The sequence below is a fragment of the Pseudomonas sp. HOU2 genome (assembly GCF_040729435.1).
In the GTDB taxonomy this organism is placed as follows: domain Bacteria; phylum Pseudomonadota; class Gammaproteobacteria; order Pseudomonadales; family Pseudomonadaceae; genus Aquipseudomonas.
This window is the reverse complement of record NZ_CP160398.1, coordinates 4,822,749-4,849,078: the sequence shown is the minus strand read 5'-3', so window position 1 is coordinate 4,849,078 and position 26,330 is coordinate 4,822,749. Positions and strand designations below refer to the sequence as shown.

The 26,330-nt window shown below is 60.0% G+C and carries 31 protein-coding genes and 1 tRNA gene; 18 read left to right on the top strand and 14 right to left on the bottom strand.

Going from position 1 to position 26,330, the window contains the following annotated elements:
• Positions 1 to 18: 18 nt before the first annotated feature.
• Positions 19 to 840: an HDOD domain-containing protein gene (locus ABV589_RS21940; protein WP_367083612.1), complete on the top strand. Its 822-nt coding sequence runs from the start codon at positions 19 to 21 to the stop codon at positions 838 to 840.
• Positions 841 to 991: 151 nt separating this feature from the next.
• Here the strand turns inward: ABV589_RS21940 and ABV589_RS21935 are convergent, their stop codons facing one another.
• Both ABV589_RS21935 and ABV589_RS21930 read right to left on the bottom strand, forming a co-directional pair.
• The gene (locus ABV589_RS21935; RefSeq protein WP_367083610.1) at positions 992 to 2,377 is read right to left on the bottom strand and encodes a sensor histidine kinase N-terminal domain-containing protein; all 1,386 of its coding nucleotides are present in this window, start codon (positions 2,375 to 2,377) and stop codon (positions 992 to 994) included.
• Complete coding sequence (locus ABV589_RS21930) at positions 2,370 to 3,041, bottom strand: response regulator (protein ID WP_003222545.1); 672 nt, start codon at positions 3,039 to 3,041, stop codon at positions 2,370 to 2,372. Before ABV589_RS21930 ends, ABV589_RS21935 begins: the two co-directional genes overlap by 8 nt.
• Before the next feature lie 236 nt (positions 3,042 to 3,277).
• On the opposite strand from ABV589_RS21930, the gene ABV589_RS21925 reads away from it, so the two are divergent.
• The 5 genes from ABV589_RS21925 to ABV589_RS21905 all read left to right on the top strand — a co-directional run bounded on the left by ABV589_RS21925 (position 3,278) and on the right by ABV589_RS21905 (position 8,702).
• Positions 3,278 to 4,570, top strand: coding sequence for an OprD family porin (locus ABV589_RS21925; RefSeq protein WP_367083607.1), 1,293 nt, complete (start codon positions 3,278 to 3,280; stop codon positions 4,568 to 4,570).
• 94 nt (positions 4,571 to 4,664) lie between these two features.
• Positions 4,665 to 5,642, top strand: coding sequence for a tripartite tricarboxylate transporter substrate binding protein (locus tag ABV589_RS21920; RefSeq protein ID WP_027614454.1), 978 nt, complete (start codon positions 4,665 to 4,667; stop codon positions 5,640 to 5,642).
• A 58-nt stretch (positions 5,643 to 5,700) separates the two neighbouring features.
• A complete protein-coding gene (locus ABV589_RS21915) occupies positions 5,701 to 6,159 on the top strand; it encodes a tripartite tricarboxylate transporter TctB family protein (RefSeq protein ID WP_367083606.1) in 459 nt (152 codons plus the stop codon).
• A gap of 1 nt (position 6,160) precedes the next feature.
• Positions 6,161 to 7,675 (top strand): tripartite tricarboxylate transporter permease, encoded by a 1,515-nt coding sequence (locus ABV589_RS21910; RefSeq protein WP_115986177.1) that lies wholly within the window; start codon positions 6,161 to 6,163, stop codon positions 7,673 to 7,675.
• A complete protein-coding gene (locus ABV589_RS21905; RefSeq protein WP_367083604.1) occupies positions 7,668 to 8,702 on the top strand; it encodes an AbrB family transcriptional regulator in 1,035 nt (344 codons plus the stop codon). Before ABV589_RS21910 ends, ABV589_RS21905 begins: the two co-directional genes overlap by 8 nt.
• A 159-nt stretch (positions 8,703 to 8,861) precedes the next feature.
• On the opposite strand, the gene ung is transcribed toward ABV589_RS21905, so the two are convergent.
• A complete protein-coding gene (gene ung / locus ABV589_RS21900) occupies positions 8,862 to 9,554 on the bottom strand; it encodes a uracil-DNA glycosylase (protein ID WP_096796634.1) in 693 nt (230 codons plus the stop codon).
• A gap of 132 nt (positions 9,555 to 9,686) precedes the next feature.
• On the opposite strand from ung, the gene ABV589_RS21895 reads away from it, so the two are divergent.
• Positions 9,687 to 10,799 (top strand): enoyl-CoA hydratase/isomerase family protein, encoded by a 1,113-nt coding sequence (locus tag ABV589_RS21895; protein WP_367083603.1) that lies wholly within the window; start codon positions 9,687 to 9,689, stop codon positions 10,797 to 10,799.
• A 65-nt stretch (positions 10,800 to 10,864) separates the two neighbouring features.
• Here ABV589_RS21895 and ABV589_RS21890 read toward each other — a convergent pair whose 3' ends face one another.
• Positions 10,865 to 11,263: a hypothetical protein gene (locus ABV589_RS21890; protein WP_007963255.1), complete on the bottom strand. Its 399-nt coding sequence runs from the start codon at positions 11,261 to 11,263 to the stop codon at positions 10,865 to 10,867.
• A gap of 179 nt (positions 11,264 to 11,442) precedes the next feature.
• The gene (locus tag ABV589_RS21885; protein ID WP_367083601.1) at positions 11,443 to 11,706 is read right to left on the bottom strand and encodes a hypothetical protein; all 264 of its coding nucleotides are present in this window, start codon (positions 11,704 to 11,706) and stop codon (positions 11,443 to 11,445) included.
• 265 nt (positions 11,707 to 11,971) lie between these two features.
• Between ABV589_RS21885 and ABV589_RS21880 the strand changes: the two genes are divergently transcribed.
• From ABV589_RS21880 to ABV589_RS21850, 7 genes are all read left to right on the top strand, one after another.
• Complete coding sequence (locus tag ABV589_RS21880) at positions 11,972 to 12,202, top strand: cysteine-rich CWC family protein (protein WP_367083600.1); 231 nt, start codon at positions 11,972 to 11,974, stop codon at positions 12,200 to 12,202.
• A 33-nt stretch (positions 12,203 to 12,235) separates the two neighbouring features.
• A complete protein-coding gene (locus ABV589_RS21875) occupies positions 12,236 to 12,928 on the top strand; it encodes a pseudouridine synthase (protein ID WP_097086657.1) in 693 nt (230 codons plus the stop codon).
• Between the two features lie 315 nt (positions 12,929 to 13,243).
• On the top strand, positions 13,244 to 14,128 hold the full coding sequence (locus ABV589_RS21870; RefSeq protein ID WP_367083598.1) for an alpha/beta hydrolase: 885 nt from the start codon (positions 13,244 to 13,246) through the stop codon (positions 14,126 to 14,128).
• 159 nt (positions 14,129 to 14,287) lie between these two features.
• Positions 14,288 to 14,361: transfer RNA gene (locus tag ABV589_RS21865), tRNA-Gly, on the top strand.
• A gap of 287 nt (positions 14,362 to 14,648) precedes the next feature.
• Positions 14,649 to 14,966: a helix-turn-helix transcriptional regulator gene (locus tag ABV589_RS21860; protein WP_003222513.1), complete on the top strand. Its 318-nt coding sequence runs from the start codon at positions 14,649 to 14,651 to the stop codon at positions 14,964 to 14,966.
• Complete coding sequence (locus ABV589_RS21855; protein ID WP_367083596.1) at positions 14,959 to 16,218, top strand: type II toxin-antitoxin system HipA family toxin; 1,260 nt, start codon at positions 14,959 to 14,961, stop codon at positions 16,216 to 16,218. Before ABV589_RS21860 ends, ABV589_RS21855 begins: the two co-directional genes overlap by 8 nt.
• A 230-nt stretch (positions 16,219 to 16,448) precedes the next feature.
• Positions 16,449 to 17,177 carry a class I SAM-dependent methyltransferase gene (locus ABV589_RS21850; protein WP_367083594.1) on the top strand — a complete coding sequence of 243 codons (729 nt, stop codon included), beginning with the start codon at positions 16,449 to 16,451 and terminating at the stop codon, positions 17,175 to 17,177.
• Positions 17,178 to 17,303: 126 nt separating this feature from the next.
• Here ABV589_RS21850 and tam read toward each other — a convergent pair whose 3' ends face one another.
• The gene (gene tam / locus ABV589_RS21845; protein WP_367083592.1) at positions 17,304 to 18,074 is read right to left on the bottom strand and encodes a trans-aconitate 2-methyltransferase; all 771 of its coding nucleotides are present in this window, start codon (positions 18,072 to 18,074) and stop codon (positions 17,304 to 17,306) included.
• Positions 18,075 to 18,261: 187 nt separating this feature from the next.
• Between tam and ABV589_RS21840 the strand changes: the two genes are divergently transcribed.
• Positions 18,262 to 18,672, top strand: a complete 411-nt coding sequence (locus tag ABV589_RS21840) for a low affinity iron permease family protein (protein WP_003222503.1) — start codon at positions 18,262 to 18,264, stop codon at positions 18,670 to 18,672.
• A gap of 100 nt (positions 18,673 to 18,772) precedes the next feature.
• Here the strand turns inward: ABV589_RS21840 and ABV589_RS21835 are convergent, their stop codons facing one another.
• The 6 genes from ABV589_RS21835 to ABV589_RS21810 form a co-directional block, all read right to left on the bottom strand.
• Positions 18,773 to 19,276: a DUF4142 domain-containing protein gene (locus ABV589_RS21835; RefSeq protein WP_027614439.1), complete on the bottom strand. Its 504-nt coding sequence runs from the start codon at positions 19,274 to 19,276 to the stop codon at positions 18,773 to 18,775.
• A 75-nt stretch (positions 19,277 to 19,351) separates the two neighbouring features.
• Positions 19,352 to 19,510: a KGG domain-containing protein gene (locus ABV589_RS21830; RefSeq protein WP_003222499.1), complete on the bottom strand. Its 159-nt coding sequence runs from the start codon at positions 19,508 to 19,510 to the stop codon at positions 19,352 to 19,354.
• Between the two features lie 118 nt (positions 19,511 to 19,628).
• A complete protein-coding gene (locus ABV589_RS21825; protein WP_367083589.1) occupies positions 19,629 to 20,978 on the bottom strand; it encodes a diguanylate cyclase in 1,350 nt (449 codons plus the stop codon).
• Between the two features lie 79 nt (positions 20,979 to 21,057).
• Positions 21,058 to 21,696: a LysE family translocator gene (locus tag ABV589_RS21820; RefSeq protein ID WP_367083587.1), complete on the bottom strand. Its 639-nt coding sequence runs from the start codon at positions 21,694 to 21,696 to the stop codon at positions 21,058 to 21,060.
• A gap of 60 nt (positions 21,697 to 21,756) precedes the next feature.
• Entirely contained in the window at positions 21,757 to 22,173 is a 417-nt protein-coding gene (fos, locus tag ABV589_RS21815) for a fosfomycin resistance glutathione transferase (RefSeq protein ID WP_367083586.1), read from the bottom strand.
• 4 nt (positions 22,174 to 22,177) lie between these two features.
• On the bottom strand, positions 22,178 to 22,894 hold the full coding sequence (locus ABV589_RS21810; RefSeq protein ID WP_367083584.1) for a hypothetical protein: 717 nt from the start codon (positions 22,892 to 22,894) through the stop codon (positions 22,178 to 22,180).
• 108 nt (positions 22,895 to 23,002) lie between these two features.
• Between ABV589_RS21810 and ABV589_RS21805 the strand changes: the two genes are divergently transcribed.
• Together ABV589_RS21805 and ABV589_RS21800 are read left to right on the top strand one after the other, a co-directional pair.
• Positions 23,003 to 23,242 carry a ribbon-helix-helix protein, CopG family gene (locus tag ABV589_RS21805; RefSeq protein WP_103485684.1) on the top strand — a complete coding sequence of 80 codons (240 nt, stop codon included), beginning with the start codon at positions 23,003 to 23,005 and terminating at the stop codon, positions 23,240 to 23,242.
• Positions 23,232 to 23,516, top strand: a complete 285-nt coding sequence (locus tag ABV589_RS21800; RefSeq protein WP_367083582.1) for a type II toxin-antitoxin system RelE/ParE family toxin — start codon at positions 23,232 to 23,234, stop codon at positions 23,514 to 23,516. The genes ABV589_RS21805 and ABV589_RS21800 overlap by 11 nt, the downstream gene beginning before the upstream one ends.
• Positions 23,517 to 23,523: 7 nt before the next feature.
• Here the strand turns inward: ABV589_RS21800 and ABV589_RS21795 are convergent, their stop codons facing one another.
• Positions 23,524 to 24,447, bottom strand: a complete 924-nt coding sequence (locus ABV589_RS21795) for a LysR family transcriptional regulator (RefSeq protein ID WP_367083580.1) — start codon at positions 24,445 to 24,447, stop codon at positions 23,524 to 23,526.
• Between the two features lie 77 nt (positions 24,448 to 24,524).
• Here ABV589_RS21795 and ABV589_RS21790 point away from each other — a divergent pair, with 77 nt between their 5' ends.
• Complete coding sequence (locus ABV589_RS21790; RefSeq protein ID WP_367083578.1) at positions 24,525 to 25,013, top strand: DMT family transporter; 489 nt, start codon at positions 24,525 to 24,527, stop codon at positions 25,011 to 25,013.
• A 150-nt stretch (positions 25,014 to 25,163) separates the two neighbouring features.
• Here ABV589_RS21790 and yiaY read toward each other — a convergent pair whose 3' ends face one another.
• Positions 25,164 to 26,312, bottom strand: a complete 1,149-nt coding sequence (yiaY, locus tag ABV589_RS21785) for an L-threonine dehydrogenase (protein WP_367083576.1) — start codon at positions 26,310 to 26,312, stop codon at positions 25,164 to 25,166.
• Positions 26,313 to 26,330 lie beyond the last annotated feature (18 nt).

The window sequence follows — 26,330 nt, the reverse complement described above, 5'->3', positions numbered from 1 at the left end:
ACACCCTAGAGAATCTACATGAGCGAGCTGGCGGATAAGGTCCAACAGGATTTGGTTGAGGCCATCGATAACGATGACCTGGTTCTGCCAACATTACCGGAAGTGGCCCTGCAAATTCGCAAGGCCGCCGAAGACCCGGAGATCAGTGTCAGCGACCTGAGCAAAGTGATTGGCCGCGACACGGCGCTGTCGGCGCGCCTGATCAAAGTGGTCAACAGCCCGTTGCTGCGCGCGACCCAGGAAGTCACCGACCTGCACACCGCAATCACCCGACTGGGGGTGAACTACAGCAGCAACCTGGCGATCGGGCTGGTGATGGAACAGATCTTCCACGCCCGCTCCGAGGTGGTCGAACAGAAGATGCGCGAAGTCTGGCGCAAGAGCCTGGAGATCGCCGGCGTCAGCTACGCCCTGTGCCGCCGTCACACCCAACTCAAACCTGATCAGGCGGCGCTGGGTGGACTGGTGCATCAGATCGGCGTGCTGCCGATCCTGACCTACGCCGAAGATCACTACGAACTGCTGTCGGACCCGGTCAGCCTCAACCATGTGATCGACCATATTCACCCGTTGCTGGGCGACAAGCTGTTGCGGGTCTGGGAATTTCCCGAGCAACTGGTGGCGTTGCCGGGGCTGTATCTGGATTTCATACGCGACTCGGCACACCTCGATTACGTCGATCTGGTGCAGGTGGCGAGCCTGTATTGCCACAAGGACAGCGATCATCCGATTGCGCGGATTGACCCGCTCAGCGTGCCGGCATTCAGGAAGCTTGGGATCGATCCGGAGAACAAGCAATTGTGCGCGGATCTGGAAGAATCGCGAACGATGTTTTACTGACTTGTGGCGAGGGAGCTTGCTCCCGCTGGGCTGCGAAGCGGCCCCAAAACCAGGCGATCTCCCTTCATCAGGCAAACCGTGCACTCAGGGATCATGACTGCTGCGCAGCCGAGCGGGAGCAAGCTCCCTCGCCACAAAAGCCCTCCGGGCTCTATCCGGCAATAAAACTTACCCGAACCTTCAAGCCGGCCTGTTCACCATCGTGCAAGCTGATCTGCGCCAGATGCGCCCGGCAGATCTCTCCGACAATCGCCAGCCCCAACCCTGAGCCCGCGACCTGCTGATTACGCCGGTAGAAGCGCTCGAATACCCGATCACGCTCCTCCAGCGGAATCCCCGGCCCGTCATCTTCGACCTCAAGCACCGCCGGCGCCGCGACCCGCAGAATCACGTTGCCGCCCGGTGGCGTATGCGCCAGCGCGTTGTCCACCAGATTGCTCAGCAGCTCATTGAGCAACGTCGGTTCACCGCGCAGCCACACCGGCTCATCCGCCTCAAGCGCCAGCGCCACTCCGCGCGCATGAGCCAACGGCGCCATAGCCATGCCCAACTCGCGGGCCAACTGACTCAGATCCAATAATTGCGCGCCGCCCTCGGCTATCGCCCGGGCACCGTTTTCCACCCGCGCCAGCGACAGCAGTTGATTGGCCAGATGGGTCAGGCGATCGGTGCTTTGCGCAGAGGATTCCAGCGTGCTGCGCCAGGTTTCCGGTTCACTGGAACGCAACCCCAACTCCAGCCGCGCCTTCAACGCCGCCAATGGCGTGCGCAGTTCGTGTGCAGCATCGGCGATGAACTGCGCCTGTCGTTCGAATTGCCCGCGCAAGCGTTCGGTGAAGTGATTGAGCGCGCGCACCAGCGGCCACAATTCATGTTGCACTTCCACCAGCGGCAGGGGCCGCAAATCATCGGGCTGACGCTCCTCCACCGCCGTGCGCAAACGCTCCAGCGGGCGCAGCGCGGCACTCACCGCAAACCACACCAGCAACAGGGCGCCGATGGCGAGCATGCCCAGACGCAGCAGTGTATCGGCCGCCAGACTGCGGGCCATGCTGACCCGCGCCTCGTCGGTTTCGGCGACGCGGATTTCCGCCATGCCGTTCATGTTCGGCTCGGTGACCGCTTTGAGCAGACTGACCACGCGCACGTTCTGCCCGCGATAGGTCGCGTTATAGAAGCGCGCGAGCGCTGGATAATCGTCGGTTCTCGGCGTACCGGGTGGTGGTCCGGGCAGGTTTTCGTAGCCGGAAATCAGCTTCTGATGGATGTCGTTGACCTGGTAGTAAATCCGTCCGGCACTGTCGTAGGCGAAGGTATCCAGCGCCACGTAGGGCACGTCGGCGCTGAGCGTGCCGTCGCGCTGCGACAGGCCGGCGGCAATGGTTCGCGCCGAAGCCAACAGGGTTCGGTCATAAGCCGTGTCGGCAGCTTCGCGCCCGTTCCAGTACGCGCTCAGACCACTGGCGAGCATCAACACCACCAGCAACAACGCGAGGTTCCACAGCAACCGCCAGCGCAGACTGCTGGGCTTATGCATCGCGGCTTTCCAGCAGGTAACCGAGGCCACGGAAAGTCACGATCGCCACCGGTTGGCCGTCGAGTTTCTTGCGCAGGCGATGCACGTAGATTTCGATGGCATCGGGGCTGGCTTCTTCGTCGAGACCGAACACCTGTGCGGCCAGTTGCTCCTTGCTCATCACCCGTCCCGGGCGGGCGATCAGGGCTTCGAGCACCGCTTGCTCGCGGGAGGTCAGGGTCAACAGTTCTTCGCCGAGGCTGAAGCGCCGGGTGTCCAGATCGTATGCCAGTACGCCGCAGCGCTGCTGACGCTCCCCACCGAGCACACTGCGCCGCAGCAGGGCTTTGACCCGGGCTTCGAGTTCGGTCAGCTCGAACGGTTTGGCCAGATAATCGTCGGCGCCGAGATTCAAGCCGTGGACTCGATCCTTCACGTCGCTGCGCGCGGTCAGCATCAATACCGGCAGATTTTTACCCCGCGCGCGCAGGCGCGCCAACACTTCGAAACCATCCATGCGCGGCAGGCCGACATCGAGGATCGCCATCGCGTATTCCTCGCTGCCCAGCGCCAGGTCGGCGGCCACGCCATCGTGCAGCACGTCCACGGTCAGACCGGTGCTCTTGAGCGCCTGGGCGACACTTTCGGCCAGTTGCAAATGGTCTTCGACGAGCAGAACACGCATGGATCTCTACCTCATTCAGGGATGGCCGACGCCACTCTTTGCCGCGGAGTTTACAGCCGCAACCGCCGCTGTGAAGCCCGAAACCCGCGAAATCCAGCTGAAAGGTTAGCGAAAGGTTGGGTCGTTAGAGTCCGGTCACGGACAGTTTCGACTGCCGTCGCTGCTGCCACACAGCGCTACGAAAAACGCCTTGAAGCGTTTTCGACCAATAAGAACAATAAACGGAGTACACCCGCATGCCGTCCTTGCAGACCAAGGCTTCTACGCCTGTTCGTCCTTCTCGTTTGCGCCACGCCACCCTCGCCAGCACCGCTGCCCTCGCCGGTTTTTCGCCGCTGAGCTACGCCGACTTCATCGAAGACAGTTCCGCCACTTTCGAAACCCGCAACATGTACTTCAACCGTGACTTTCGCGACGGCACCAGTGCCCAGCAAAGCAAGCGTGATGAATGGGCGCAGGGTTTCATGCTCAACCTGCAATCGGGTTACACCGACGGCACCGTGGGGTTCGGTGTCGATGCGCTGGGCATGCTCGGGGTCAAACTTGATTCAAGCCCGGATCGCACCGGCACCGGCCTGTTGCCGACCCACGATGACGGGCGCGCGGCGAACGAATACTCGAAAGTCGGCCTGACCGGCAAAGTGAAAATTTCCGCCACCGAACTGAAAATCGGCAGCCTGATTCCCGAACTGCCGATCCTCAAACCCAACGACGGACGCATCCTGCCGCAGACCTTTGAAGGCGGTCTGCTGACCTCCAAAGAGATCAAGAACCTGTCCTTCACCGGCGGGCGTCTGGACAAGGCCAAGGATCGCGACAGCACCGACTTCGAGGACATTGCCCTCAACAACAAGAACAGCCGTTTTGCCGGCACGGCCGCCGGCAAGCATTTCGACTTTGCCGGCGTGGACTACAAGTTCACCGACAAGATCACCGGCAGTTACCACTTCGCCCAACTCGATGAAGTCTACAACCAGCACTTCTTCGGCCTCGTTGCCTCGCGGCCAATGGGACCGGGCACCTTCGCCACCGACCTGCGCTTTGCCGTCAGTGACGATCAGGGCGCGGCCCGTGGTGGCGAAATCGATAACCGCTCGCTCAACGGTCTGGTCAGCTACGCCCTGAGCGGCCACAAGTTCAGCGCCGGTTATCAGCACATGTCCGGCGACAGCGCCTTCCCGTATGTCGATGGCAGCGACCCGTACCTGGTCAACTTCGTGCAGATCAACGACTTCGCCGGTGCCGAGGAACGCTCCTGGCAAGCGCGCTACGACTTCGACTTCGCCCGCCTCGGCATCCCCGGCCTGTCGTTCATGAGCCGTTACCTGAGCGGTGACAACATCAAGCTCAAGAACGGCGAAGAAGGCAAAGAGTGGGAGCGCAACACCGAGATCAAATATGTAGTACAAAGCGGCGCCCTGAAGGACGTTGCGTTGCGTTTGCGTAATGCCACTTACCGTTCCAACTACTCGGCTCGCGATGCGGATGAAGTGCGGTTGCTGGTGAGCTATAGCGTTGCTCTTTGGTAATTGATTGAAATGCCGGAGTGTTGAAGATCAAAAGATTGCAGCCTGCGGCAGCTCCTACATGAAACCCTACAACAACAAGACTGTGGAGAAACCAATGAATTTGTCACTGCGTAAAGTTGCTCTGGCCGCTGGCGTCATGCTGTTCGCCGGCCAGCTGATGGCCGAACCGAAACGTCCGGAATGCATCGCCCCGGCCTCCCCCGGCGGCGGTTTCGACCTGACCTGCAAACTGGCGCAGAGCGCGCTGGTCAACGAAAAACTGCTGACCAAACCGATGCGCGTGACCTATATGCCCGGCGGTGTCGGCGCGGTGGCGTACAACGCGGTGGTTGCCCAGCGCCCGGCCGATGCCGGCACGCTGGTGGCGTGGTCCAGCGGTTCGTTGCTGAACCTGGCACAAGGCAAGTTCGGTCGTTTCGATGAAACCAATGTGCGCTGGCTGGCTGCCGTCGGCACCAGTTACGGCGCCATCGCGGTGAAAAGCGATTCGCCCTACAAGACCCTCGACGATCTGGTCAAAGCCCTGAAGAAAGATCCGAGCTCCGTGGTCATCGGCTCCGGCGGCACCGTCGGCAGTCAGGACTGGATGCAGACCGCACTGATCGCCAAGGCTGCCGGGATCAACCCGCGTGACCTGCGTTACGTCGCCCTCGAAGGCGGCGGTGAAATCGCCACTGCTCTGCTCGGTGGTCACATCCAGGTCGGCAGTACCGACATCTCCGACTCCATGCCGCACATCCAGAGCGGTGACATGCGTCTGCTGGCGGTATTCGCCGACAAGCGCATCGACGAGCCGGAAATGAAAGACATCCCGACTGCCCGTGAGCAAGGCTACGACATCGTCTGGCCGGTGGTGCGTGGTTTCTACCTCGGGCCAAAAGTCAGCGACGAAGACTACGCCTGGTGGAAAGACGCCTTCGACAAACTGCTGGCCTCCGATGAGTTCGCCAAGCTGCGCGATCAGCGTGAACTGTTCCCGTTCGCCATGACCGGCCCGGAGCTGGACACCTACGTGAAGAAGCAGGTCGCGGACTACAAAGTGCTGGCCAAAGAGTTCGGCCTGATTCAGTGATCGTCTCTGTCTAGCGGCTGCGGCCTCGCGCATCGAGGCCACGGCCCAGGAGTTTCCCATGCTCTTACAACGCATTTTCGCCTCGGTGCTATTGCTGGCCTGCGTCGGCCTGGCCCTGATGGCGTGGCCGTATCAAGCGGCTTTTTCTTATGAACCGGTGGGCCCGCGCGCCTTTCCTCTGCTGATGCTCGGCTTGATGGCCGCGGCGCTGCTGTACATGGTGTTCCGCCCGGCACCGATCAAACACAGCGAAGAAGAGCCGCCACTGGATCGCCAAACCCTGACCAAGATCGGCGTCTGCGTGCTGTTACTGCTGGTCTTCGCCGGTCTGTTCGAACCGCTGGGCTTCATCCTCAGCAGCATCCTGATCGGCATCCCGATGGCGCGCCTGTATGGCGGTCGCTGGCTGCCGAGCATTGTGGTGACAACGTTGATGGCCATCGGTCTGTACCTGCTGTTCGACCGTCTGATGGACGTTCCACTGCCGCTGGGCCTGCTCGACGTTCTGGAGAACTGATATGGATACTCTCGGTTATTTGGGTCAGGGCTTCGGCGTCGCGCTGAGTCCGTACAACCTGGTCACGGCCCTGACCGGCACGCTGATCGGCACCGTGGTCGGGCTGTTGCCGGGCCTGGGTCCGATCAATGGCGTGGCCCTGCTGATCCCGATCGCCTTCGCCCTTGGCCTGCCACCGGAGTCGGCGCTGATTCTGCTGGCGGCGGTGTATCTCGGCTGCGAATACGGCGGGCGGATCAGCTCGATCCTGCTGAACATTCCGGGCGAAGCTTCGACCGTGATGACCACCCTCGACGGCTATCCGATGGCGCGTCAAGGTCTGGCCGGTGTCGCGCTGTCGCTGTCGGCATGGAGTTCGTTCATCGGCGCGTTCATCGCCACCTGCGGCATGGTGCTATTCGCCCCGCTGCTGGCGAAATGGGCGATTGCCTTTGGCCCGGCGGAATACTTCGTGTTGATGGTGTTCGCGATTGTCTGCCTCGGCGGCATGGCCGGTGATCGTCCGTTGAAGACTTTTATTGCGGCGCTGATCGGCCTGTTTCTGTCGACCGTCGGCATCGACGCCAACAGCGGTGTTTATCGCTTCACCGGCGACAACATTCACCTGACCGACGGCATTCAGTTCGTGGTGTTGGTGCTGGGTCTGTTCTCGGTCAGTGAAATCCTCCTGCTGCTGGAAAAAACCCATCGCGGTCAGGAAGCGGTGAAGGCCACCGGGCGCATGATGTTCAACTTCAAGGAAGCGGCGTCGGTGTTCGTGGTGAACATCCGTTGCGGCCTGCTGGGTTTCATCATGGGCGTGTTGCCAGGTGCCGGCGCGACGCTGGCCAGTGCCGTGGCCTACATGACCGAAAAACGCATCGCCGGTACTGGCGGCAAATTTGGTCAGGGTGACGCCCGTGGCCTCGCCGCCCCGGAAACCGCGATCGGCGCGTCGGCCTGCGGCGCGCTGGTGCCGATGCTGACCCTCGGTGTACCCGGTTCCGGCACTACCGCCGTGATGATCGGCGCGCTGTCGCTGTACAACATCACCCCGGGGCCGCTGCTGTTCCAACAGCAACCGGACATCGTCTGGGGCCTGATCGCTTCGTTGTTCATCGCCAACATCATGCTGGTGATCCTGAATATCCCGATGATCCGCATCTTCACCCGCATCCTCGCCGTGCCGAACTGGGCACTGGTGCCGGTGATCGCGATCATCACCGGGATCGGCGTCTACGCCGTGCATGCGACCACGTTCGACCTGTTCCTGATGGTCGGCATCGGCATCTTCGGTTACATCCTGCGCAAACTGGATTTCCCGTTGTCGCCGGTGCTTCTGGGCTTCATTCTCGGCGGGCTGATGGAGCAGAACCTGCGTCGTGCGCTGTCGATCTCCAACGGTGCGCTGGAAATCCTCTGGTCGAGCCCGATCACTTTCGGTGTGTGGATCCTGACCGCGATCATGTTGCTGATGCCGCTGCTGCGCATCTGGCGCAAACGTTCGGCGGCGCAACGCGCCATCGCCGATGTCTGACCGCTCCTCCCTCAGAAGCTGGTGGGCGACCCCGTTGGTCGGTCTGCTTGGCGGTTTTATCGCCAGCCAGATCGGCTGGCCACTGCCGTGGATGGTCGGCTCGCTGCTGGCGATCATCCTCGTGCGCTGCCTGACCCCGTGGCAACTCACGGAAATCCCCGGCGGGCGCAAATGCGGCCAATGGATTGTCGGTATCGGCATCGGCCTGCACTTCACCCCGGTGGTGATGGAGCAGGTGCTGAGTCACTTCGGTCTGATCTTCTTCGGTGCGCTGGTCACCAGTCTGTCGGCGGTGGTCGGCGTGTGGTTGATGCGCCGCACCGGCGAGGATCGCGCCACGGCGTTTTTCTCGAGCATGCCCGGCGGCTCCGGGGAGATGGTCAACCTCGGCGCACGCAATGGCGCGCTGCTCAGCCATGTCGCGGCGGGGCAGAGTCTGCGGGTGCTGGTGGTGGTGCTGTGCGTGCCGGCCGCGTTCAAGTATCTGCTGGGCGACGGCACGCCGATTTCCCACGCTGGCAACGTCGATTGGCGCTGGCTGGCGATTCTGTTTCCTGCGGGCGCCCTGCTCGCCTGGCTCTGGCAGCGTTTGCGTCAACCCAATCCGTGGTTGTTCGGCCCGTTGCTGGTCAGTGCCACGGTGAGCATTGCCTGGGATCTGCACATCGGCCTGCCCGACGGCGGCAGCCAGATCGGCCAGTGGCTGATCGGCAGCGGGCTGGGCTGTCACTTCAATCGACAGTTCTTCCGCCGCGCACCGTCATTCATGGGCAGGACATTGATCGGCACGGCGCTGACCATGTTGATCGCCACATTGGCGGCGTTGGGCTTGAGCGCGCTGACCCATCTGGATCTGCGCTCGCTGACGTTGGGCATGATGCCCGGGGGGATTGCCGAGATGAGTCTGACGGCGGAGACCCTGCAACTGTCGGTGCCGCTGGTGACGGCGATGCAGGTGATGCGCTTGCTGTTCGTGCTGTTTCTGGCGGAACCGTTGTTCAAGTACTGGAACCGTAATCCCGAGTAACACCGCGTCACTGTGGCGAGGGAGCTTGCTCCCGCGGGGCTGCGCAGCAGACCCGAGATCCTTGAACCGGGTGCTTCTGGCACACCGAAATCACAGGTTTTGCGGCTGCTGCGCAGCCGAGCGGGAGCAAGCTCCCTCGCCACAGATTTACTCAGCCAGTCAAATCGGCGGCAGACGCCACTCGATCGGCGCTTCGCCATTCTGCTCGAGAAACTTGTTGGTCCGGCTGAAATGCCCGCACCCGAGGAATCCACGATAAGCCGACAACGGCGACGGATGCACCGAGGTCAGCACCAGGTGCTTGGTCGCATCGATCAGTTTCTGCTTGCTCTGCGCATGCGCGCCCCACAGCATGAACACCAGGTGCGGCTGGCGTTCGCTGACCAGTTCGATGATCCGGTCGGTGAAGAACTGCCAGCCCTTGTCCTTGTGCGCGTTGGCATTGGCGCGCTCGACGGTCATGGTGGTGTTGAGCATCAACACACCCTGATCGGCCCAGCTCTGCAGGTAACCGTGGTTGGGGATGTCGATGTTCAGGTCGCGTTTCAGCTCTTTGTAGATGTTGACCAGCGACGGCGGCGCCGGCACGCCCGGTTGCACCGAAAAGCACAAGCCGTGGGCCTGGCCCGGGCCGTGGTACGGGTCCTGGCCGAGGATCACCACTTTGACTTTATCCAGCGGCGTCGAATTCAGCGCGTTGAAAATCAGCGGTCCCGGCGGGTAGATTTCCTTGCCGGCCGCCCGCTCCTGCTGCAGAAAAGTGCGCAACTCTGCCATGTAAGGCTGGTCGAACTCAGCACGCAGTGCCTCCTTCCAGCTTGGTTCGAGTTTGATACGGTCGTCAGCAGTCATGGTCATACCCGGCAAAAACAATGGGGCGAACCCTAGGAAAGCCGACCACGCTTGTCAATTGATCTGACGCAGATCCGGCACTTTCCCACACAGCGATCATACTGAACGCTCAAATTCCCGATCGAGGTCACGATGAATCTGCACTTCGAAGAACTCACCGGCACCGACGGCGCCCGCCTCGGAATCGCCAGCCTGGATGCTGAAACGTCGCTCAACGCGCTGTCCTTGCCGATGATCAACGCCCTGAGCGACAAACTGAACGCCTGGGCCAAGGATTCACAAATCGTCTGCGTGCTGCTGCGCGGCAACGGTGCCAAGGCGTTCTGCGCCGGCGGCGAGGTGCGCAGCCTGGTGGAGGCCTGTCGCGCCCATCCCGGCGAAGTCCCACCACTGGCCGCGCAGTTTTTCGCCGCCGAATATCGCCTGGACTACAACCTGCACACCTACCCCAAACCGCTGATCTGCTGGGGCCACGGTTACGTGCTCGGCGGCGGCATGGGCCTGTTGCAAGGCGCCAGCACGCGGATCGTCACACCAAGTAGTCGCCTGGCAATGCCGGAGATCACCATCGGTCTGTATCCGGACGTCGGGGCCAGTTGGTTTCTCTCACGGTTGCCGGGCAAGCTCGGTCTGTTTCTTGGCCTGACCGGCGCGCACATGAACGGGCGCGATGCCATCGATCTGGATCTGGCCGATCGCTTCCTGCTTGAAGAACAGCAACCGCAACTGATCGAAGGCCTGCTGCAACTGAATTGGCAGGAACAGACCGACATGCAGCTCAACAGTCTGTTCAAGGCCCTGCAACAGGAAGCCGTGGGGCAGATGCCCGAAGCGCAGTGGTTGCCGCGCCGTCAGCAGATCGACGAACTGCTCGACGTCAGCGACGTCACCTGCGCCTGGAAAGCCATCAGCCTGCAACGCGACAGCAGCGACCCGCTGATCGCCCGCGCCGCGAACACCCTGAGCGAAGGCTCGCCGCTGACCGCGCATCTGGTCTGGGAACAGATCCTCCGCGCTCGCTACCTGTCGCTGGCCGAAGTGTTCCAGATGGAATACACCCTGAGCCTCAATTGCTGCCGGCACCCGGAATTCAGCGAAGGCGTGCGCGCACGATTGATAGACAAGGATCAGAAACCGCACTGGCATTGGCCGGATATCAATACCGTGCCGGATGCGGTGGTCGAGGCGCATTTTCACAAGGTGTGGGAAGGTCGGCATCCGTTGGCGGATTTGACGGTTTACTGAACACCCGGCAAATCGCAGGCACAAAAAAGCGGCGCTCAATGCGCCGCTTTTTTGTTTGCGGTGAATTACCAGCGACCACCTCGACCGCCGTGGTCACCGCGGTTACCGTGATGATCACGGCCACCACGGTCACGATCCCAACCCCCACCACGGTGCCCGTCCCAGCGCCCGCGATCATTGTCGTGCCAGCGGCGGCTCTCGTAGTAGCGCGGCGCTGGTTGGTAGTAACGTGGCGCCGAGTAATAACGCGGGGCCGGTTGGTAGTAACGCGGGGCCGCCTGGTAGTAGCGCGGGGCCGAGTAGTAGGTGCTGCCACCGCTGTAATAGGTGCCGCCAGTGTTGTAGTACGCCGGAGCGGGTGAGGTGTAGACCTCTGAGCTGTAATAACTGTCTGCGTAGGAGTAGGGAGCGCAACCGGCAACGGAAAACATCATCGCAGCAAGTAGAAGAATTCGTCGATACATGGCGGCCTCCTGGACCGCGGGTAGCCGCACCAGCGACGCTGGCAGGCATCAGTCGTTTATTGGGTGACTGACGAATAATCAGACAGCGTTTTCCGAATCTGGTGCGCTTTCGTAACAAGTTGAAACATGTGATTGATGAAATCCTGTTCATTTGAAAAACACTTTCATTCAGCCGCCGATCAGTGGTGCCCACCGTGATAGCCGCCGCCGTGATAACCGCGTCCATAACCACCGCGATAACCGTAGCCGCCGTAGTAATAATGTCCGCCACCGTAATAGCGCGGGCCGTAATAACCGCCGTAGTAATAAGGTGAGTAATAGCCGGGATAGTAGTAAGTGGCGGGGTAAGCATCGTAAGGACCGGCGTAGTAATAACACCCGGACAGACCCAGGCCGAGCACCGCTCCCAGCAGCACCCGGCGCAACAGTTTTGAAGTACTCATGACGGCCTCCTGAAAGACCAGCGGCCGCAGCAAGACAGCGCAGCCGACACAGTTTTGACTGTCACGTCGGGGGCAAGTGCCGGGCGCGGAAAGGCTTCAGATCAGCGGCGTCAGTCACACTGAAAATCCTCTGTGGTAGCAGGTTTGCTCCCACGGTTGGCCTGCGAGCTTGCACAGGCTACCGTCCCGGGCCGATCATGCGATGCAACGGGCCAAGCAAATCGGCCGTAACCGCACCTGCGTGGAAAAATGCCTCACCCGACTTATGCCTGATTCCGACACCAAACCCGACCTCTGCCCGGCCTGCGGCGCACGTAACGATTGCACCCTGGCCGACCCGCGCACCGCCGATCAGGCCTGCTGGTGCTATGGCGTGAGCATCGACCCCGCCGTGCTTGAAGCGCTGCCGGCGGCGCTGCGTGACAAATCCTGCCTGTGTCCGCGCTGCGCTCAAGTGGAGGCGCAACTGCAGGCAGCGGCGCGGCCGATCCCGTAAGATACGCAGCCCTTTGTTCGCCGATTCCTGACCATGCGCGTCGACCGTTTTCTCAGCAACCTGCCCCGCTATAACCGTCAGCAGGTTCGTCTGTTGCTGGTGGAAAAGCGCGTGCGGATCGACGGAAAAGTCGTCAGCGACCCGCACAGCGAAGTGCTGGAGTTCAGCCGCGTCGAAGTCGATGAAGAAGTCCTGCAACTCGGCAAACCGGCACGCTACTTCATGCTGCACAAACCGCCGGGGTGCGTCAGCGCCACTCGCGATCCGCAGCACCCGACCGTGCTTGACCTGATCGATGAACCGGACAAGGACGACCTGCACATCGCCGGTCGCCTCGACTTCAACACCACCGGACTGATGTTGATCACCAACGATGGCAGTTGGTCGCGACGCCTGACCCAACCGCAGACCAAACTGCCGAAGGTCTATTACGTCGAGACCGAACAGGAGATCGGGCCGCAATACGCCCTCACGTTTGCCGATGGCATCTACTTCGCCTTCGAAAACCTGACCACGCAACCGGCGCAACTCGAAGTGCTCGGCCCAAGAGCGGCGCGCCTGAGCATCGTCGAGGGTCGCTACCATCAGGTGAAGCGCATGTTTGGTCACTTCAACAACAAAGTCTTGCGCCTGCACCGCGAATCCATGGGCCCGCTGTCGCTGGATAACGCGCTAAAACCGGGCGAGTATCGCGCCTTGCGCACCGAAGAGATCCATTTGTTCTAAGCCGGCGACCGCTCAGCAGAAGTTGTCGAACAATTTACCAACGGCACTTGCGCGATCCCTCTCCCACTGCTTGAATCAGGACGTCGGCCAAATTGTGACCGATGAGTCACAACATACTTCCAAGAAACTTTTTGCCGGTCGTCAGCCCTCGGGTTGCGCCTCAGCCGGCAGACTGCCCGCCAATAACAACACCCGTCGACCGCAGTCATGGATCGACATGGGCCAAGCAAATTCCAGGCGTATGCCTACCTGTCACAAAGCTCGTGCAATCTCTATTTGCGCGCATACCCGCTTGCTTGCCAGGAGTCTTATGACATGAGGCCAGAAATCGCTGTGCTGGATATACAGGGTCAGTATCGGGTTTACACGGAGTTCTATCGCGCAGACGCCGCAGAAAAGACCATCATCCTGGTCAACGGCTCGATGGCCACGACTGCGTCGTTTGCACAGACTGTGAAAAACCTGCACCCGCAATTCAACGTGGTTTGCTACGACCAACCCTACGCGGGCAAGTCGAAAATCCACAACCGTCACGAGAAACATCTGACCAAGGAAGTCGAAGGGCTGATCTTGCTGGAGTTGATCGACCATTTCGGCGCCGAACACGTGCTGTCGTTTTCCTGGGGTGGTGCGGCGACTCTGGTTGCCCTGTCGCAACAGCCGCGGCGTATCGAGAAAGCCGTGATCAGCTCGTTCTCGCCGGTGATCAACGCACACATGCTTGATTACCTTGAGCGCGGTGTCGATTACCTCGGCCAACGCGACGGCGACCGCGTCGGGCATCTGGTCAACAGCACTATCGGCAAACACCTGCCGTCACTGTTCAAGCGCTTCAACTATCGCCACGTCAGCAGCCTGGCCGAGCACGAATACGGACAGATGCACTTCCATATCAGTGACGTACTGCACAGCGATCGTCAGTGCTATTTGAATGCGGCGAAGAAGATCAACGTGCCGGTGCTGTTTCTCAACGGCGAATGGGATGAGTACACCGCCGCTGAAGACGCTCGGATATTTGCCAACCACGTGGCGCACAGCACCTTCACCACGCTGCAGGCCACTGGGCACTTCCTCGACATGGAGCACAAGGCTGCGTGCCGCGATAGCCAGAACGCCCTGCTCGGTTTCCTGAAACCGTCACAACAGTCGAGCCGAACGCGCTACTCGTTCGTCCAGGATCACCATGCATTGGCCATTTGAAAAAGCGTCGTCGCGAGCGAGTCTGTGGGGCTGAAAAACCAGCATGGACTGTCCTGCAGATTCGCCCGCGGATGACCGTTTTCAATGCTGTAACGCGCTGCGAGCAAAAGAAAAACTTCAAATCTGCGCCCGACTCTGGTACAAAGTCAGCCGCTCTGAGCGGGTATAGTTTAGTGGCAAAACGAAAGCTTCCCAAGCTTTAGTTGAGGGTTCGATTCCCTCTACCCGCTCCACTCAATCAGGTCCCACGTCGTGTTATCACGGGGGATGCAGGAACAGAAAAAACCGGCCTACAGGGCCGGTTTTTTTGTGTCCGGGATTTGTGGCAAGGCACCATGAATGATGATTCTCCTGACTCGGACCTCTCCTCAACCAAATTTGAATAATTCCATTTTTCTGTGGGTTATTGCGATTTTTAAAAGATAAGCCACAATAAACAGGAATAACGCATGGATGACAAATTCCTGGATAAATCCAGAATTACCGGGTTTAAAGTAGCTTTTGAGGTGTAAGACCCATTATGTTGGATTTGAGCCTTAGCAAGCCAAGTGAGATCGTCAAGCGGATCTGTGAACGCCTGCGCACTGATCGACTCGCTCTGGAGATGACACAAGCAGATGTGGCCGCACGTGCCGGCATCGGAACCAACACGGTATCCAATCTTGAGGCCGGGCGTAATGTGGGCTTCGAAAATCTGGTGCGCGTCGCCATGGTACTTGGACGCAGCAAGGAACTCGAAAACCTGTTCTTGCCAAAGCTTGAAACTCTGGACGACATCCTGCGCTACGAAAACAGTGCCAAGCGTTACCGCATCAAAAGGAAATCCGACAATGCTTGAGAAAGTAGACGTCTACTACGAGGGTTGGGGTGACCATTGGCGGTGGGGCACACTGGCTTCCACCGCAGCGCTGACCGGCCGTCCGCTGGTGGTGTTTGAGTACAGCGACGAAGCGAAAAAAAGAGGACTCGAACTTTCGTCCCTGAAACTTCCTTTACAAGGCGCAAAATTAAGCCGGGATTTCCCGCAACATCAGTTGGGATTGCCAGGCCCCGTCTATGACTCGCTGCCCGACGGTTGGGGCATGCTGCTGATGGATCGTCTATTCAAACGTCGCGGCCTGAATCCCGCACGCATCGGCCCCTTGGAGCGACTGGCCTACATTGGCAACAATGCCATGGGCGCCATGTCGTTCAAGCCTGTGGCGCCTGAGGTGCTAGAACCGCAGATGCATGTTCCCATTGAATTGCTTGCAGCCGAAGTGCAACAAGTGCTGAAAGGTGAAGGGGGCGAGCTTCTTCAGAAGTTGCTGCTGGTTGGAGGCTCTCCGCAAGGTGCCAGACCCAAGGCTCTGGTCTATCGCGATCCTGATACCGGGACGTTCACCACTGCCGCCACTCCGGCTTTTGAAGCATGGCTGGTGAAATTCCCGGCCCAGCACGAACACCCCGAAGTGTGCGCTATCGAAATGGTCTATGCCGAGTGCTTGCGCCTCTGCGGCATTCAAACACCAGACACGCAATACTTCAGTCTGTCAGACGGAATGGCTGCCTTCGCCAGCAAACGCTTTGATCGACAGGACGGGCTGCGCGTCCCCATGCAAAGTCTCGCAGCTTTCACCGGAGCAGATTTTCGATCCCCTGGAGCATTGGACTACGTCAACTTCCTGCGCGCGACGCAGAGATGCACCAATGATGTACGAGAAAAAGCTCGAGCGTTCGAGCGAGCTGTATTCAACGTTGCGTTCCACAATCGAGACGATCACCCCAAAAACTTTGCCTACACCATGTCACGAACTGGCGACTGGAAATTAGCCCCGGCCTACGATGTGACCTTTTGCGAGGGGCCGGGTGGTTATCACCAGATGGATGTGATGGGCGAAGCGTTGGAAATCGACCGAAAGGCCATGCTTGGACTGGCAGCAGAAGCGGAGGTTGGTGCCTATGAGGCAGGAGTTATCATTGAGCGCTTTTGCGACGTATCCAGCCAATTCTCAACTGTGGCAAATGATCGTTATCCTGGCGCGATCACTCAGGAAACCCTGCGTACCATTCAAAGCCGAATTGATCACAACATCAAGTTGTTGCGATGACTGCATATCCTTGCAAATCACACTTTTTGAAACCCTGAAGATTTTTCCGACATTACAGATCCACAACACACCCACGGTTCTCACCCTCCCCACGACCCGCTAGCATTTCCACTTCACCCACCACCCTCCCCCCTGCGCGGCCATCGACGAATACGCGTTTTGACTTTCGAGGGACTCCATGGCGCGGCCACTTTGCCGCTGATGACCGAACTCAAAAGAGTATTTCCCCCATGACGCAAAACATTTACGACGACCCGGATTTTTTCCAGGGTTACAGTCAGATGAACCGTTCAATCGGTGGCCTCGATGCCGCGCCGGAGTGGCCGGCGCTCAAGGCTTTGCTGCCATCGATGCACGACTTGAATGTGGTCGACCTCGGCTGCGGCTATGGCTGGTTCAGCCGTTGGGCTAGTGAACATGGCGCCGCCAATGTGCTGGGGCTGGATGTTTCGGAAAAGATGCTGGAGCGCGCGCGTGAAACCACTACGGCGGCGAACATCCGCTATGAACGCGCCGATCTTGAACACATCGACCTGCCGACCTGCAGTTTCGATCTGGCCTACAGTTCGCTGGCGCTGCATTACATCAAGGACCTGCCAGGGTTGTTCGCTCGTCTGTACGTAGCGTTGAAACCGGGTTCGCATTTTGTGTTCTCCATCGAACACCCGATCTTCATGGCCCCGCGCAATCCGGGCTGGCTGGTCGACAGCGACGGTCACAAGCGCTGGCCGCTGGACAGTTATCAAATGGAAGGCGAGCGGGTGACCCACTGGCTGGCCGACGGGGTGATCAAGCAGCATCGCACGATTGGCACGCTGTTGAATTCGTTGATCGCGGCGGGCTTTGCCATTCGCCATGTCAATGAATGGGGGCCGAGCGATGCGGAGGTGGCGGCGCAACCGGCGCTGGCGGAAGAGCGGGAGCGGCCGATGATGATGTTGGTGGCGGTGCAGCGCTAACTCGCGAAACATGCATTGTGGCGAGGGAGCTTGCTCCCGCTGGGGCGCGAAGTGCCCCGAAGACCTTGGGCCTGCTTCGCAGTCCAGCGGGAGCAAGCTCCCTCGCCACAGAATTGTTGTTTGCCCTTAGCGAGTCGCGACGATAAATAGCCGAGGAAACGGCAACAGCACCGAACCATCCGGCAACGCCGGATACGCCTCTGCAACGGCCGCCAGGTACTGCTGCAGATACTGCGTCTGCTCCTCTTCGCTCAGCGGGCTCAGAAACGGAATCAAGCCACTGCCCTTGAACCACTCCACGATCCCCGCCGCTCCACCTGACAACTGATGGTGATAGGTAGTACGCCACACATCGACCCGCGAACAGTGCGGACGCAACATCGAGAAGTATTCGCTGGCACTCGCCATGTCGGTGCGCTGCCCGGCGGCGCCGGCGAGTTTCGCGGCCCATGGGCCATTGGCGGCGACTTCGCGCATCAGTCGATGGGAAGGCTCGTTGAGGTTGTCCGGCATCTGGATCGCCAGACTGCCACCGTCCGAAAGTTTACCCGCCAACGCCGGCAGCAACGTCGCGTGATCCGGCACCCACTGCAGCACGGCGTTGGCGAAGATCACATCGAACGGCCCTTGATCCGCCCAACTATCGATTTGCGCGACCTCGAACTGCAACTGCGGCAGCCGCTTGCGCGCCGCGTCAATCATGTCCGCCGAGCTGTCCAGCCCTCGGACCTGCGCCTGCTCGAAACGCTGCACCAGCAGTTCGGTAGAGTTACCCGGGCCACAACCGATATCGACCACCGATCGCGCCTGAACCGTGGGAATCGCCGCCAGCAGATCACGGGCCGGGCGGGTGCGTTCATCTTCGAAAGCGACGTATTGTCTGGCGGACCAACTCATTGCGTTCTCCTGTCGGGACATTCCTGCGGTTCGTCACAATACAGGCAGCGCTGCGGACAGTTCCAGAGAGGCTTATTGCAAGGGATGTCTTCACCCTCACAATTTTTGGCAGACGTCATTTGTAAGTAGAATTTTCATCGCGCCCCGGATGTCTGAATTTCAAGCTCTCCCAATAAGGAACACGGCAATGAAATTCGCGAAAATCTCCCAGACCCTGGCCCTCTGGGCCGGTAGCCCGAAAACGTTCATGGGCGCATTGATCCTGATTTTTCTGTGGGGGTTGAGCGGGCCGATTTTTCATTTCAATGACACCTGGCAACTGATCATCAACACCTCGACCACGATCATCACCTTTCTGATGGTGTTCCTGATCCAGAACACGCAGAACCGCGATACCGACATCCTGCACCTGAAGCTTGATGAGTTGCTGCGGGTGAATAAAGAAGCGCAGAACGCGATGCTCGGGCTGGAATCGCTGGATCTCAAACAACTCGAGGCGCTGCGCAAGCATTACCGCAGCCTGGGGGAAAGCGAGGTGTTCAATCTTGATGGGCTGGGGGAGAAGAGCAAGCCGAAGCAGGATTTGAATGACTGCTAAGTAAAGTTGAACAAAGCAAAAGATCGCAGCCTGCGGCAGCTCCTACATGGAATGGTGTAAGAGCTGCCGCAGGCTGCGATCTTTTGATTGGCAGGTAGTATCAGCGGCTGGCTTGCAGCGCTCGCGCCATTTCCAGATGGCTTTGCAGTTTTGGCAGTGTCTCGTCGGCAAAGGCCTTGATTTCCGGCACGTCGGTCGACTGCGCTTCCTGCTGAATCTGCTGGATCGCTTCTTCGGTCGCTTTCACTTGGCTCGCGGCGTAGGCCTGATCGAAGGTTTCGCCGTCTTTAACCTGCGGGATCATGGTCTTGGCCTTGTCGGCGATTTCTTCACGGGGCGCGACCGGCAGATCGAGTTTCTTCGCGATCTTCGCCAGATGCTGGTTGGCCGTGGTGCGGTCATTGATCACGACGATGGTGTAATCCTTGACCTCTTTGGATTCGGATTTCTGGTGCGCCAGACGACTGGCTTCGATGTCGGCCATGCCTTTGGCGGACGCATCGTTGATGAAGTCGGCAGGCGACTGGGCGAATGCTGTGCCCGCGAACAAACCCAACAGCGTGGCAAAACTGAAACGACGTATCTGGGTGGCCATCCGGCTCATGGTCGCGCCCTCCTATCTCTGCAAATTCAAGCGGGGGCTTGCGCCCCCGCCTCTCAATCAAAACTACCTCACCGACTACTTCGACTTCTGAGCTGGCTTGCGGCCCATTTCGGTTTTCGCAGGCTCTTTGTCGACTGTCGTGGTGGTGGTTTTCCCACCTTTGCGACCGGCTTCAGAGGCCTTCGTTCGATCGTTGGCGAAGTTTCCCGAGTTCGAGTTTCTTGAATTAGGCATGATTCTCTTCCTCTTGGTATTGATCGTTGGCGAGCAGGTGCCCGCCTAGATTGAGAATTGCCGGACTGCCAAAGGTTTAGAAAAGTTGCCCGCGCCGCGACGAACGGCGCGCACTGGCTCAGTTATCCACCGCCCGATGATTGAGGCGTTTGGCGGTGTACATCGCCTGGTCGGCATGCCGGAACAGTTGCTGTTCCTCGCTGCCATGTTCGGGATAACGGGCCACACCGATGCTCGGTTCGATGTGCAGGTTGTGACCGTCCAGGCGCATCGGCTTCATCAGTACCTGGCGGATTTTTCCGGCGACGATGTCGGCGTCTTCAGCGGCGTGAACGCTGTGCAACAGCACCACGAATTCGTCGCCACCGATGCGCGCCACGGTATCGGTATCGCGTACGCAGCCCTTGAGCCGGCTCGCCACCGTTTGCAGCAGCATGTCGCCGACCGCATGGCCAAATGTGTCGTTGACCTGTTTGAAGCGATCCAGATCGACGTACAGCAGCGCCATGTTTCCCGAGGTTTCGCGGGCAGCAGCCAACGCAGCCTTGAGGCGCTCTTTGAGCAATCCGCGATTGGGCAGCTGGGTCAGTTGATCGTACTGCGCCATGCGCTTGAGCCGCGCGTGCAGTTGCTGACGCTCGATCGCGGTCGCGACCTGGGCGCAGACGTATTGCAGCAATTCCTTGTCCTGCTCGGTGTAACGCTCGCCGCCCGGCAGACTTTTGACGATCAGCGCACCGATGGTGCCGTTCTTCGAATTCAGCGGCACACCGAGCCAGCAGGGTGAGTCCTGCCCCGTCACCAGCGCGGCGAAGTCGGGCGAGGCGTCGGGGCTGTCCGGCGTCAGCAGAATCGGCTGACCGCTGCGGATGACCTCCGTACACAAACGCCCGGTGACGGTGCCCGGTTGCTCGGGCTGCAATTCGTGGTCATCGACGTGATAGGGAAAATTCAACTGCGCACAGTGCTCGTCGTACAGCGCCACGGAGAAATTCAGCGCCGGCAACCATTCGCCGATGATCAGGTGGATGCGTTTGAACAGCGCCAGCAAGTCTTCGGCGACATGCGCCGCCTCGGAAATCGCATACAGCGCAGCCTGACGCGATTCCGCCTGCTTGCGCTCGGTGATGTCGCGGGCCACGGCGATGCGCAGCTGGTCGACCTCCGACCAGCGCGCCGACCAGAGGATGTTGACGATGCGGCCATCCTTGCGCACGTAACGATTTTCGAAATTGTGCTTGGGTTCGCCACCCATGATGTCGCGGGCGGCAGCGAGAGTGCGCTGACGGTCTGCGGGATGCACCAGCTCGATCATTTGCCGGCCGATCAGTTCTTCAGGGGTATAACCGAAAATACGCTCGCAGGCGGCGCTGACAAAAACGAAACGGCCCTGCCTGTCCACCGCACAGACGGCATCCAGCAACAGGTCCATGTAACTCGCCAGCGGCGCGGAATTTCGGCTTTCCATGGTTCAGCGTGGATGTCCGGACAATGCAGCACTGATCAACCATCCCTGACCCTTTGTTCACACATCCCTGCACACAACTTCAAGCCTTGTTCGGCAGCAATCCCGGCAGCGCATGCACCAGCGCATTGATGGCAAAACCGATAAACATCACGCCACACAACCGCGTGATCATCAGCTCATGGCGCTGATACAGCGTGCGTACCCGTTGGGCGCCGACAACGCCGATCAAGATAGCGTAAGCCAGCAATCCGCCGAAGAAGCTCAGGGCGATCAGCGCCGGCAGCATCGACCAGTTGAGCAGTTCGGCACGGCTCGACAGCAGCGCGGTAAAGGTCGCCACCGCCACCGGGTAAGCCTTGGGATTGGTCAGGCCGAACAGGATGCCGTGCCAGAAAGGCTGACGCGCTGCACCTTGTGGCTGATCAGCGCTGCGACGTTTGGCCCGCACTGCACGCCAGCCGAGCCAGAACAGGTACAAGCCGCTGAGCACGCCGAGCACATCGAACGCGGTGCTGCCGATCTCGCGGGCGCCAACGATCGCGATCAGCGCGGTGCTGCACCAGACCACATCACCGAGCAGGTGGCCGCAAAGAAACCCGGCCCCGGCCCGCCGGCCATGCGCCGCGCCGATGCCGAACACCGCCAGAACGCCAGGCCCTGGCGTGATGCCGTAAATGAAACCCGAGGCCAGAACGGCCATTAGCAGCGATGGAGTCATGAAAAACCTGCTGTCGCCAGTACAAGTGATGGCCAGTCTATATCAGCCCGCAACGCCAGATCACGACGCGTCGTAAAAACGCATGCCCGCGTACGGTTTGTGCCGACAGGCTGCCAGTCGCGACGCGAGATCGCCGACGTGAGCCTCGAGCTTGTGGCCATCAGGGTCGAGAAAGTAGAACGACGCGCCTTCACTGCGGTTGTCGCGCCATTCCCTCACATTCGCCGCTTTTAGCGTCTGCACAAACAACGGAAAATCTGCCTCGGCGAGGCTGAACGCGTAATGGGTGTAGTCGACGGACGGCTCGCCGTTACGCTGCGCATCCAGCGACAGGCACAACCACAGCCCCGGCAGCGACAGATACGCACCGGCATCCCATGTCGCTTCGACGCGCAGACCTAACACATCGCGATAGAACGCCAGGCTGCGGGGCAAATCGCTGACGGCGAGGGTCAGGTGGTTGAGACCGGTGAGCATGGGATCAGTAACCTCTGAGGTCTTCAGGAACGTTGTACTGCTGGCCATCGTACGTCAGGGTGATCTGCTTTTTCTTCAGCTCGGTGTTTGTCGATATGCACTGATTGCCGGACCGGGTGTTTTTCATTTTGCTGCCGCTGGTGGTGACGATCAGATCGGCGAAACCATTGTGGCTCGTTGGAGCGATCTCGAGCGTCCGGCGGATTTTTTTGCTGTAGCCCTCGCAGTCATTTACGAACTCACCGTTGTCCTTGAAGACCACCAGGCCTTCAAGCACCGGACGTAACTCATCGCCCTCGCGCACATACAGCGCCAGATCGGTTTTTTCGTAGGGAATGGCATGGGAACTGTGCGCGAACTTCGCGCGCAACCCAAAGGCGCGGATATCCGGCGTCAATCGGTAGCGCGCCGTGTCGATGCGCACATCATCCAGGCGCACGGCATCGGAGTTGTAGGCGCCCGGCTTACGGTAGGTGGCAATGGGTTTGGCGTTGCTCGCGTTGAGGAGCGCCAGTTCCAGATCGAACGCCCCGGCATCGTCGCTACCGGAATCGGCAAGATAGGTGGATTTGACCGAAATCGCCTGACTCGGAAACGCCGGCCAGACATTGCAGCGCGACATGGATTTGCCGTCGAAGCTCTTGGTTGTGCAGGCGGCGTGGGCCTGGGTGGTGATGGCCATAAATGCAAAAGCCAGGATGAAGGTGTTTCTGCAGGTCATGTTTCTTCCTTGATAAAAGTCATGTGCGCAACCGTTAGACGAATGGCGGGCCGGGACAAGTATGACGCTGTAGTATGTTGCACTACAAACCACTACACCGAGATCATCATGTCCGTCATGTCTTTGCGGCTTCCCGACGAAATTGCAGATACGCTGGCCAACCTCGCCAAAGCGACCGGGCGCAGCAAGTCCTATCTGGCAGTCGATGCATTGCGCGAATACCTGGCGCGCGAAGCCTGGCAAATTGAAGAAATCCAAAAAGCGCTGAACGAAGCCGATGCCGGTGATTTCGCTTCTGCCGATGACGTCAGGGCGATCGCCAACAAATGGAATGCCAATGCGCGTTGAGTGGCTGCGTACCGCACTCAGGAATCTCGATGACGAAGCGGCCTACATCGCGATTGAAAATCCGCAGGCAGCCTCAGAGTTTGTTCAAGCCATTCTCGACTGCGTCGATCACCTTGCCCGCTTTCCTGCCTCCGGGCGCGAGGGACGTTTGCCCGGAACCAGAGAGTGGGCGCTCCCTGATCGCCCCTATCTGATTCCGTACCGGGTTCGTCAGGGCCGACTTCAGGTTCTGCGCGTCTTCCATACTCGCAGGCTTCCTCCGCGCACGTGGTAGGCCATTATCAATCGCGGCTCCCGGATCGATCTATCCCCTCCTCAATCCGGCGATTCAACCAGTTCAACGCCTGATCCCCACCCCGGCGCCTATGCCACGCCAGCACAAACGTGAACGGCGCGATCTCGAACGGTGGCGGCAGCACAATCAGTTCCTGCTGATCAATCTCGCGCACGCTGCGCGACGACACCGTGAGAATCAGATCCGTACCGCTGATCAACTGCGGCGCGACATTCCAGTGCGGCAGGCTGATGGCGACGCGGCGGCGTTCGCGCAATGAGGTCAGCGCTCGTTCGATTTCCGGGGTGCCGCTGCCGCGCATTTCCAGCAACACATGCGGGCGCGACAGGTAAGTCGGCAAATCCAGTACGCCGTCGGCCGGCAAGCTGCGGCGATCCAGCAGGCAGACGTAGCGTTCTTCGAACAGCGCGCTGCAGCGCAACTCGTTGGGCATTTCCGGGAACACCCCGGCGGCCAGGTCGATGTCGCCGTTGAGCACGCCTTCGAGCATGCCTTCGCGGCTGGCATGGCTGATTTGCAGGTCGATGCCCGGCGCCTCTCGGCGCAGGGTGCGGATCAGCCCGGGCAGGATGATGGCCGCGCCGTAGTCGGACATCGCCACGCGAAAGGTCCGCCGCGCAGTCGCCGGATCGAAAGTGTTGGGCGCCAACAGCGATTGCACTTGGGCCAACGCTTCTGCGAGCGGCGCGACCAGTTCCAGCGCCCGCGCCGTGGGCACCAAAGTCGAACCGGCGCGCACCAGCAGCGGATCGCCGAGCAAGTCGCGCAGACGCGCCAGCGCATGGCTGACTGCCGGTTGGCTCAGGTGCAGCCGCTCGGCAGCGCGGGTGACGTGCTGCTCGCTGAGCAAGGCATCGAGGACTACCAGCAGGTTCAAATCAATACGGCGCAGATCATTCATCTTGTGCATGTTCTGGATGACAAAACGGAATTTAAATCTGCGCGACGAATACCTTAGAGTCCAGCAAAACCTGTTGGAGAGTGATCATGAGTACGTTGCAGTGGACCGGTTTGTTGCTGCTGGCCGCGTTTGCCGGGGCGGTGGTGCCGTTTCAAAGTGCGATCAACAGCAACCTGGCACGGGGACTCGGCCATCCGTTGTGGGCAACTCTGGCCTCGTTGCTGGTGAGTGTGTTGGTGCTGGTGCCGGTGATTCTGGCGTTGCGCCTGCCGCTGCCGTCGCTGGGTTTTATCAGCAAGGCACCCTTGTGGATGTGGGCTGGCGGTGCGTTCGGCGTGTGTTTTGTGGCGCTGGCGGTGATGTTGCTGCCCAGGCTCGGCGCGTCGGGATTTGTTGCGCTGGCGTTGGCCGGGCAGGTGATTGCGTCGATGCTGCTTGATCACTTCGGGCTGTTCGGGCTGGTGGAGAAACAGCTGACGTTATCGCGCGCGCTGGGGGCGTTGTTGCTGATTGGCGGGGTGATGTTGATTCAGTTTGGTGGGGTGTTTGAGAGGAATGTGGCAGCAGTCGGTTAATCCAGAGGGTTATTCGATGTCTGGAAGACAGCCATCGCGAGCAGGCTCACTCCTACAGTTGAAATGCGTTCCCCTGTAGGAGTGAGCCTGCTCGCGATGGCGTCAGAGGTGGCGCGAAAAACCTCGGAACGTGTCGAGGCTGTACCCTGCTCAAAACGCGTTACGGAAAATCTCCTCGATCTGCCGCTGATCCGCCGTCCGTGGGTTGGTCAGACCGCACGCGTCTTTCAGTGCGTTGGTGGCGAGCACTGGAATATCGCTGAGCTTGGCGCCGAGTTCACGCAGGCCGCCCGGTATGTCGACGTCCCTGGCCAGACAACGGATCGCGTTGATCGCCGCCTGAGCGCCCTCTTCCGGGCTGAAACCACGGATGTCCGCGCCCATGGCGTGGGCGACGTCAGTCAGGCGTTCGGCGCAGACCAGCGCGTTGAAAGTCTGCACGTGCGGCAGCAACACTGCATTGCACACGCCATGGGGCAAGTCGTAGAAACCGCCCAACTGGTGCGCCATCGCATGCACGTAGCCAAGCGACGCATTGTTGAACGCCATGCCGGCGAGGAACTGCGCGTAAGCCATGTTCTCCCGCGCCGCGAGGTCGCTGCCGTCACGCACCGCCAGACGCAGGTTGTTGCTGATCAGAGTCATGGCCTTCAGTGCGCAGGCGTCGGTGATCGGGTTGGCCGCGGTCGAAATGTAGGCTTCGATGGCGTGGGTCAGCGCGTCCATGCCGGTGGCGGCGGTCAGGTTTTTCGGCATGGCGACCATCAGCGCCGGGTCGTTGACCGACAGCAGCGGCGTGACGTTGCGGTCGACGATGGCCATTTTCACGTGGCGTGACTCGTCGGTGATGATGCAGAAACGGGTCATCTCGCTGGCGGTGCCGGCGGTGGTGTTGATAGCGATCAGCGGCAGCTGCGGCTTGCTCGATTGATCGACGCCTTCGTAGTCGCGGATCTGCCCGCCGTTGGTTGCGCACAGGGCGATGCCCTTGGCGCAGTCATGGGGCGAACCACCGCCCAGCGACACCACGAAATCACAGCGACTGTCCTTGAGCAGCGCCAGACCGGACTCGACGTTGGCGATGCTCGGGTTGGGTTTGGCGCCATCGAAGATCACCGAATCGATGTCCTGCATCGCCAGTTTCTCGGCGATCATGGTTGCCACGCCAGCCTTGGCCAGCCCCGTATCAGTGACGATCAGCGCCTTGCGAAAACCGTAGTTGCGGATCGCAACCATGGCCTCGTCCAGGCATCCGTTGCCCATGATGTTTACGGCCGGAATGAAAAAAGTGCTGCTCATGCGCGTCTCCTGACTGGG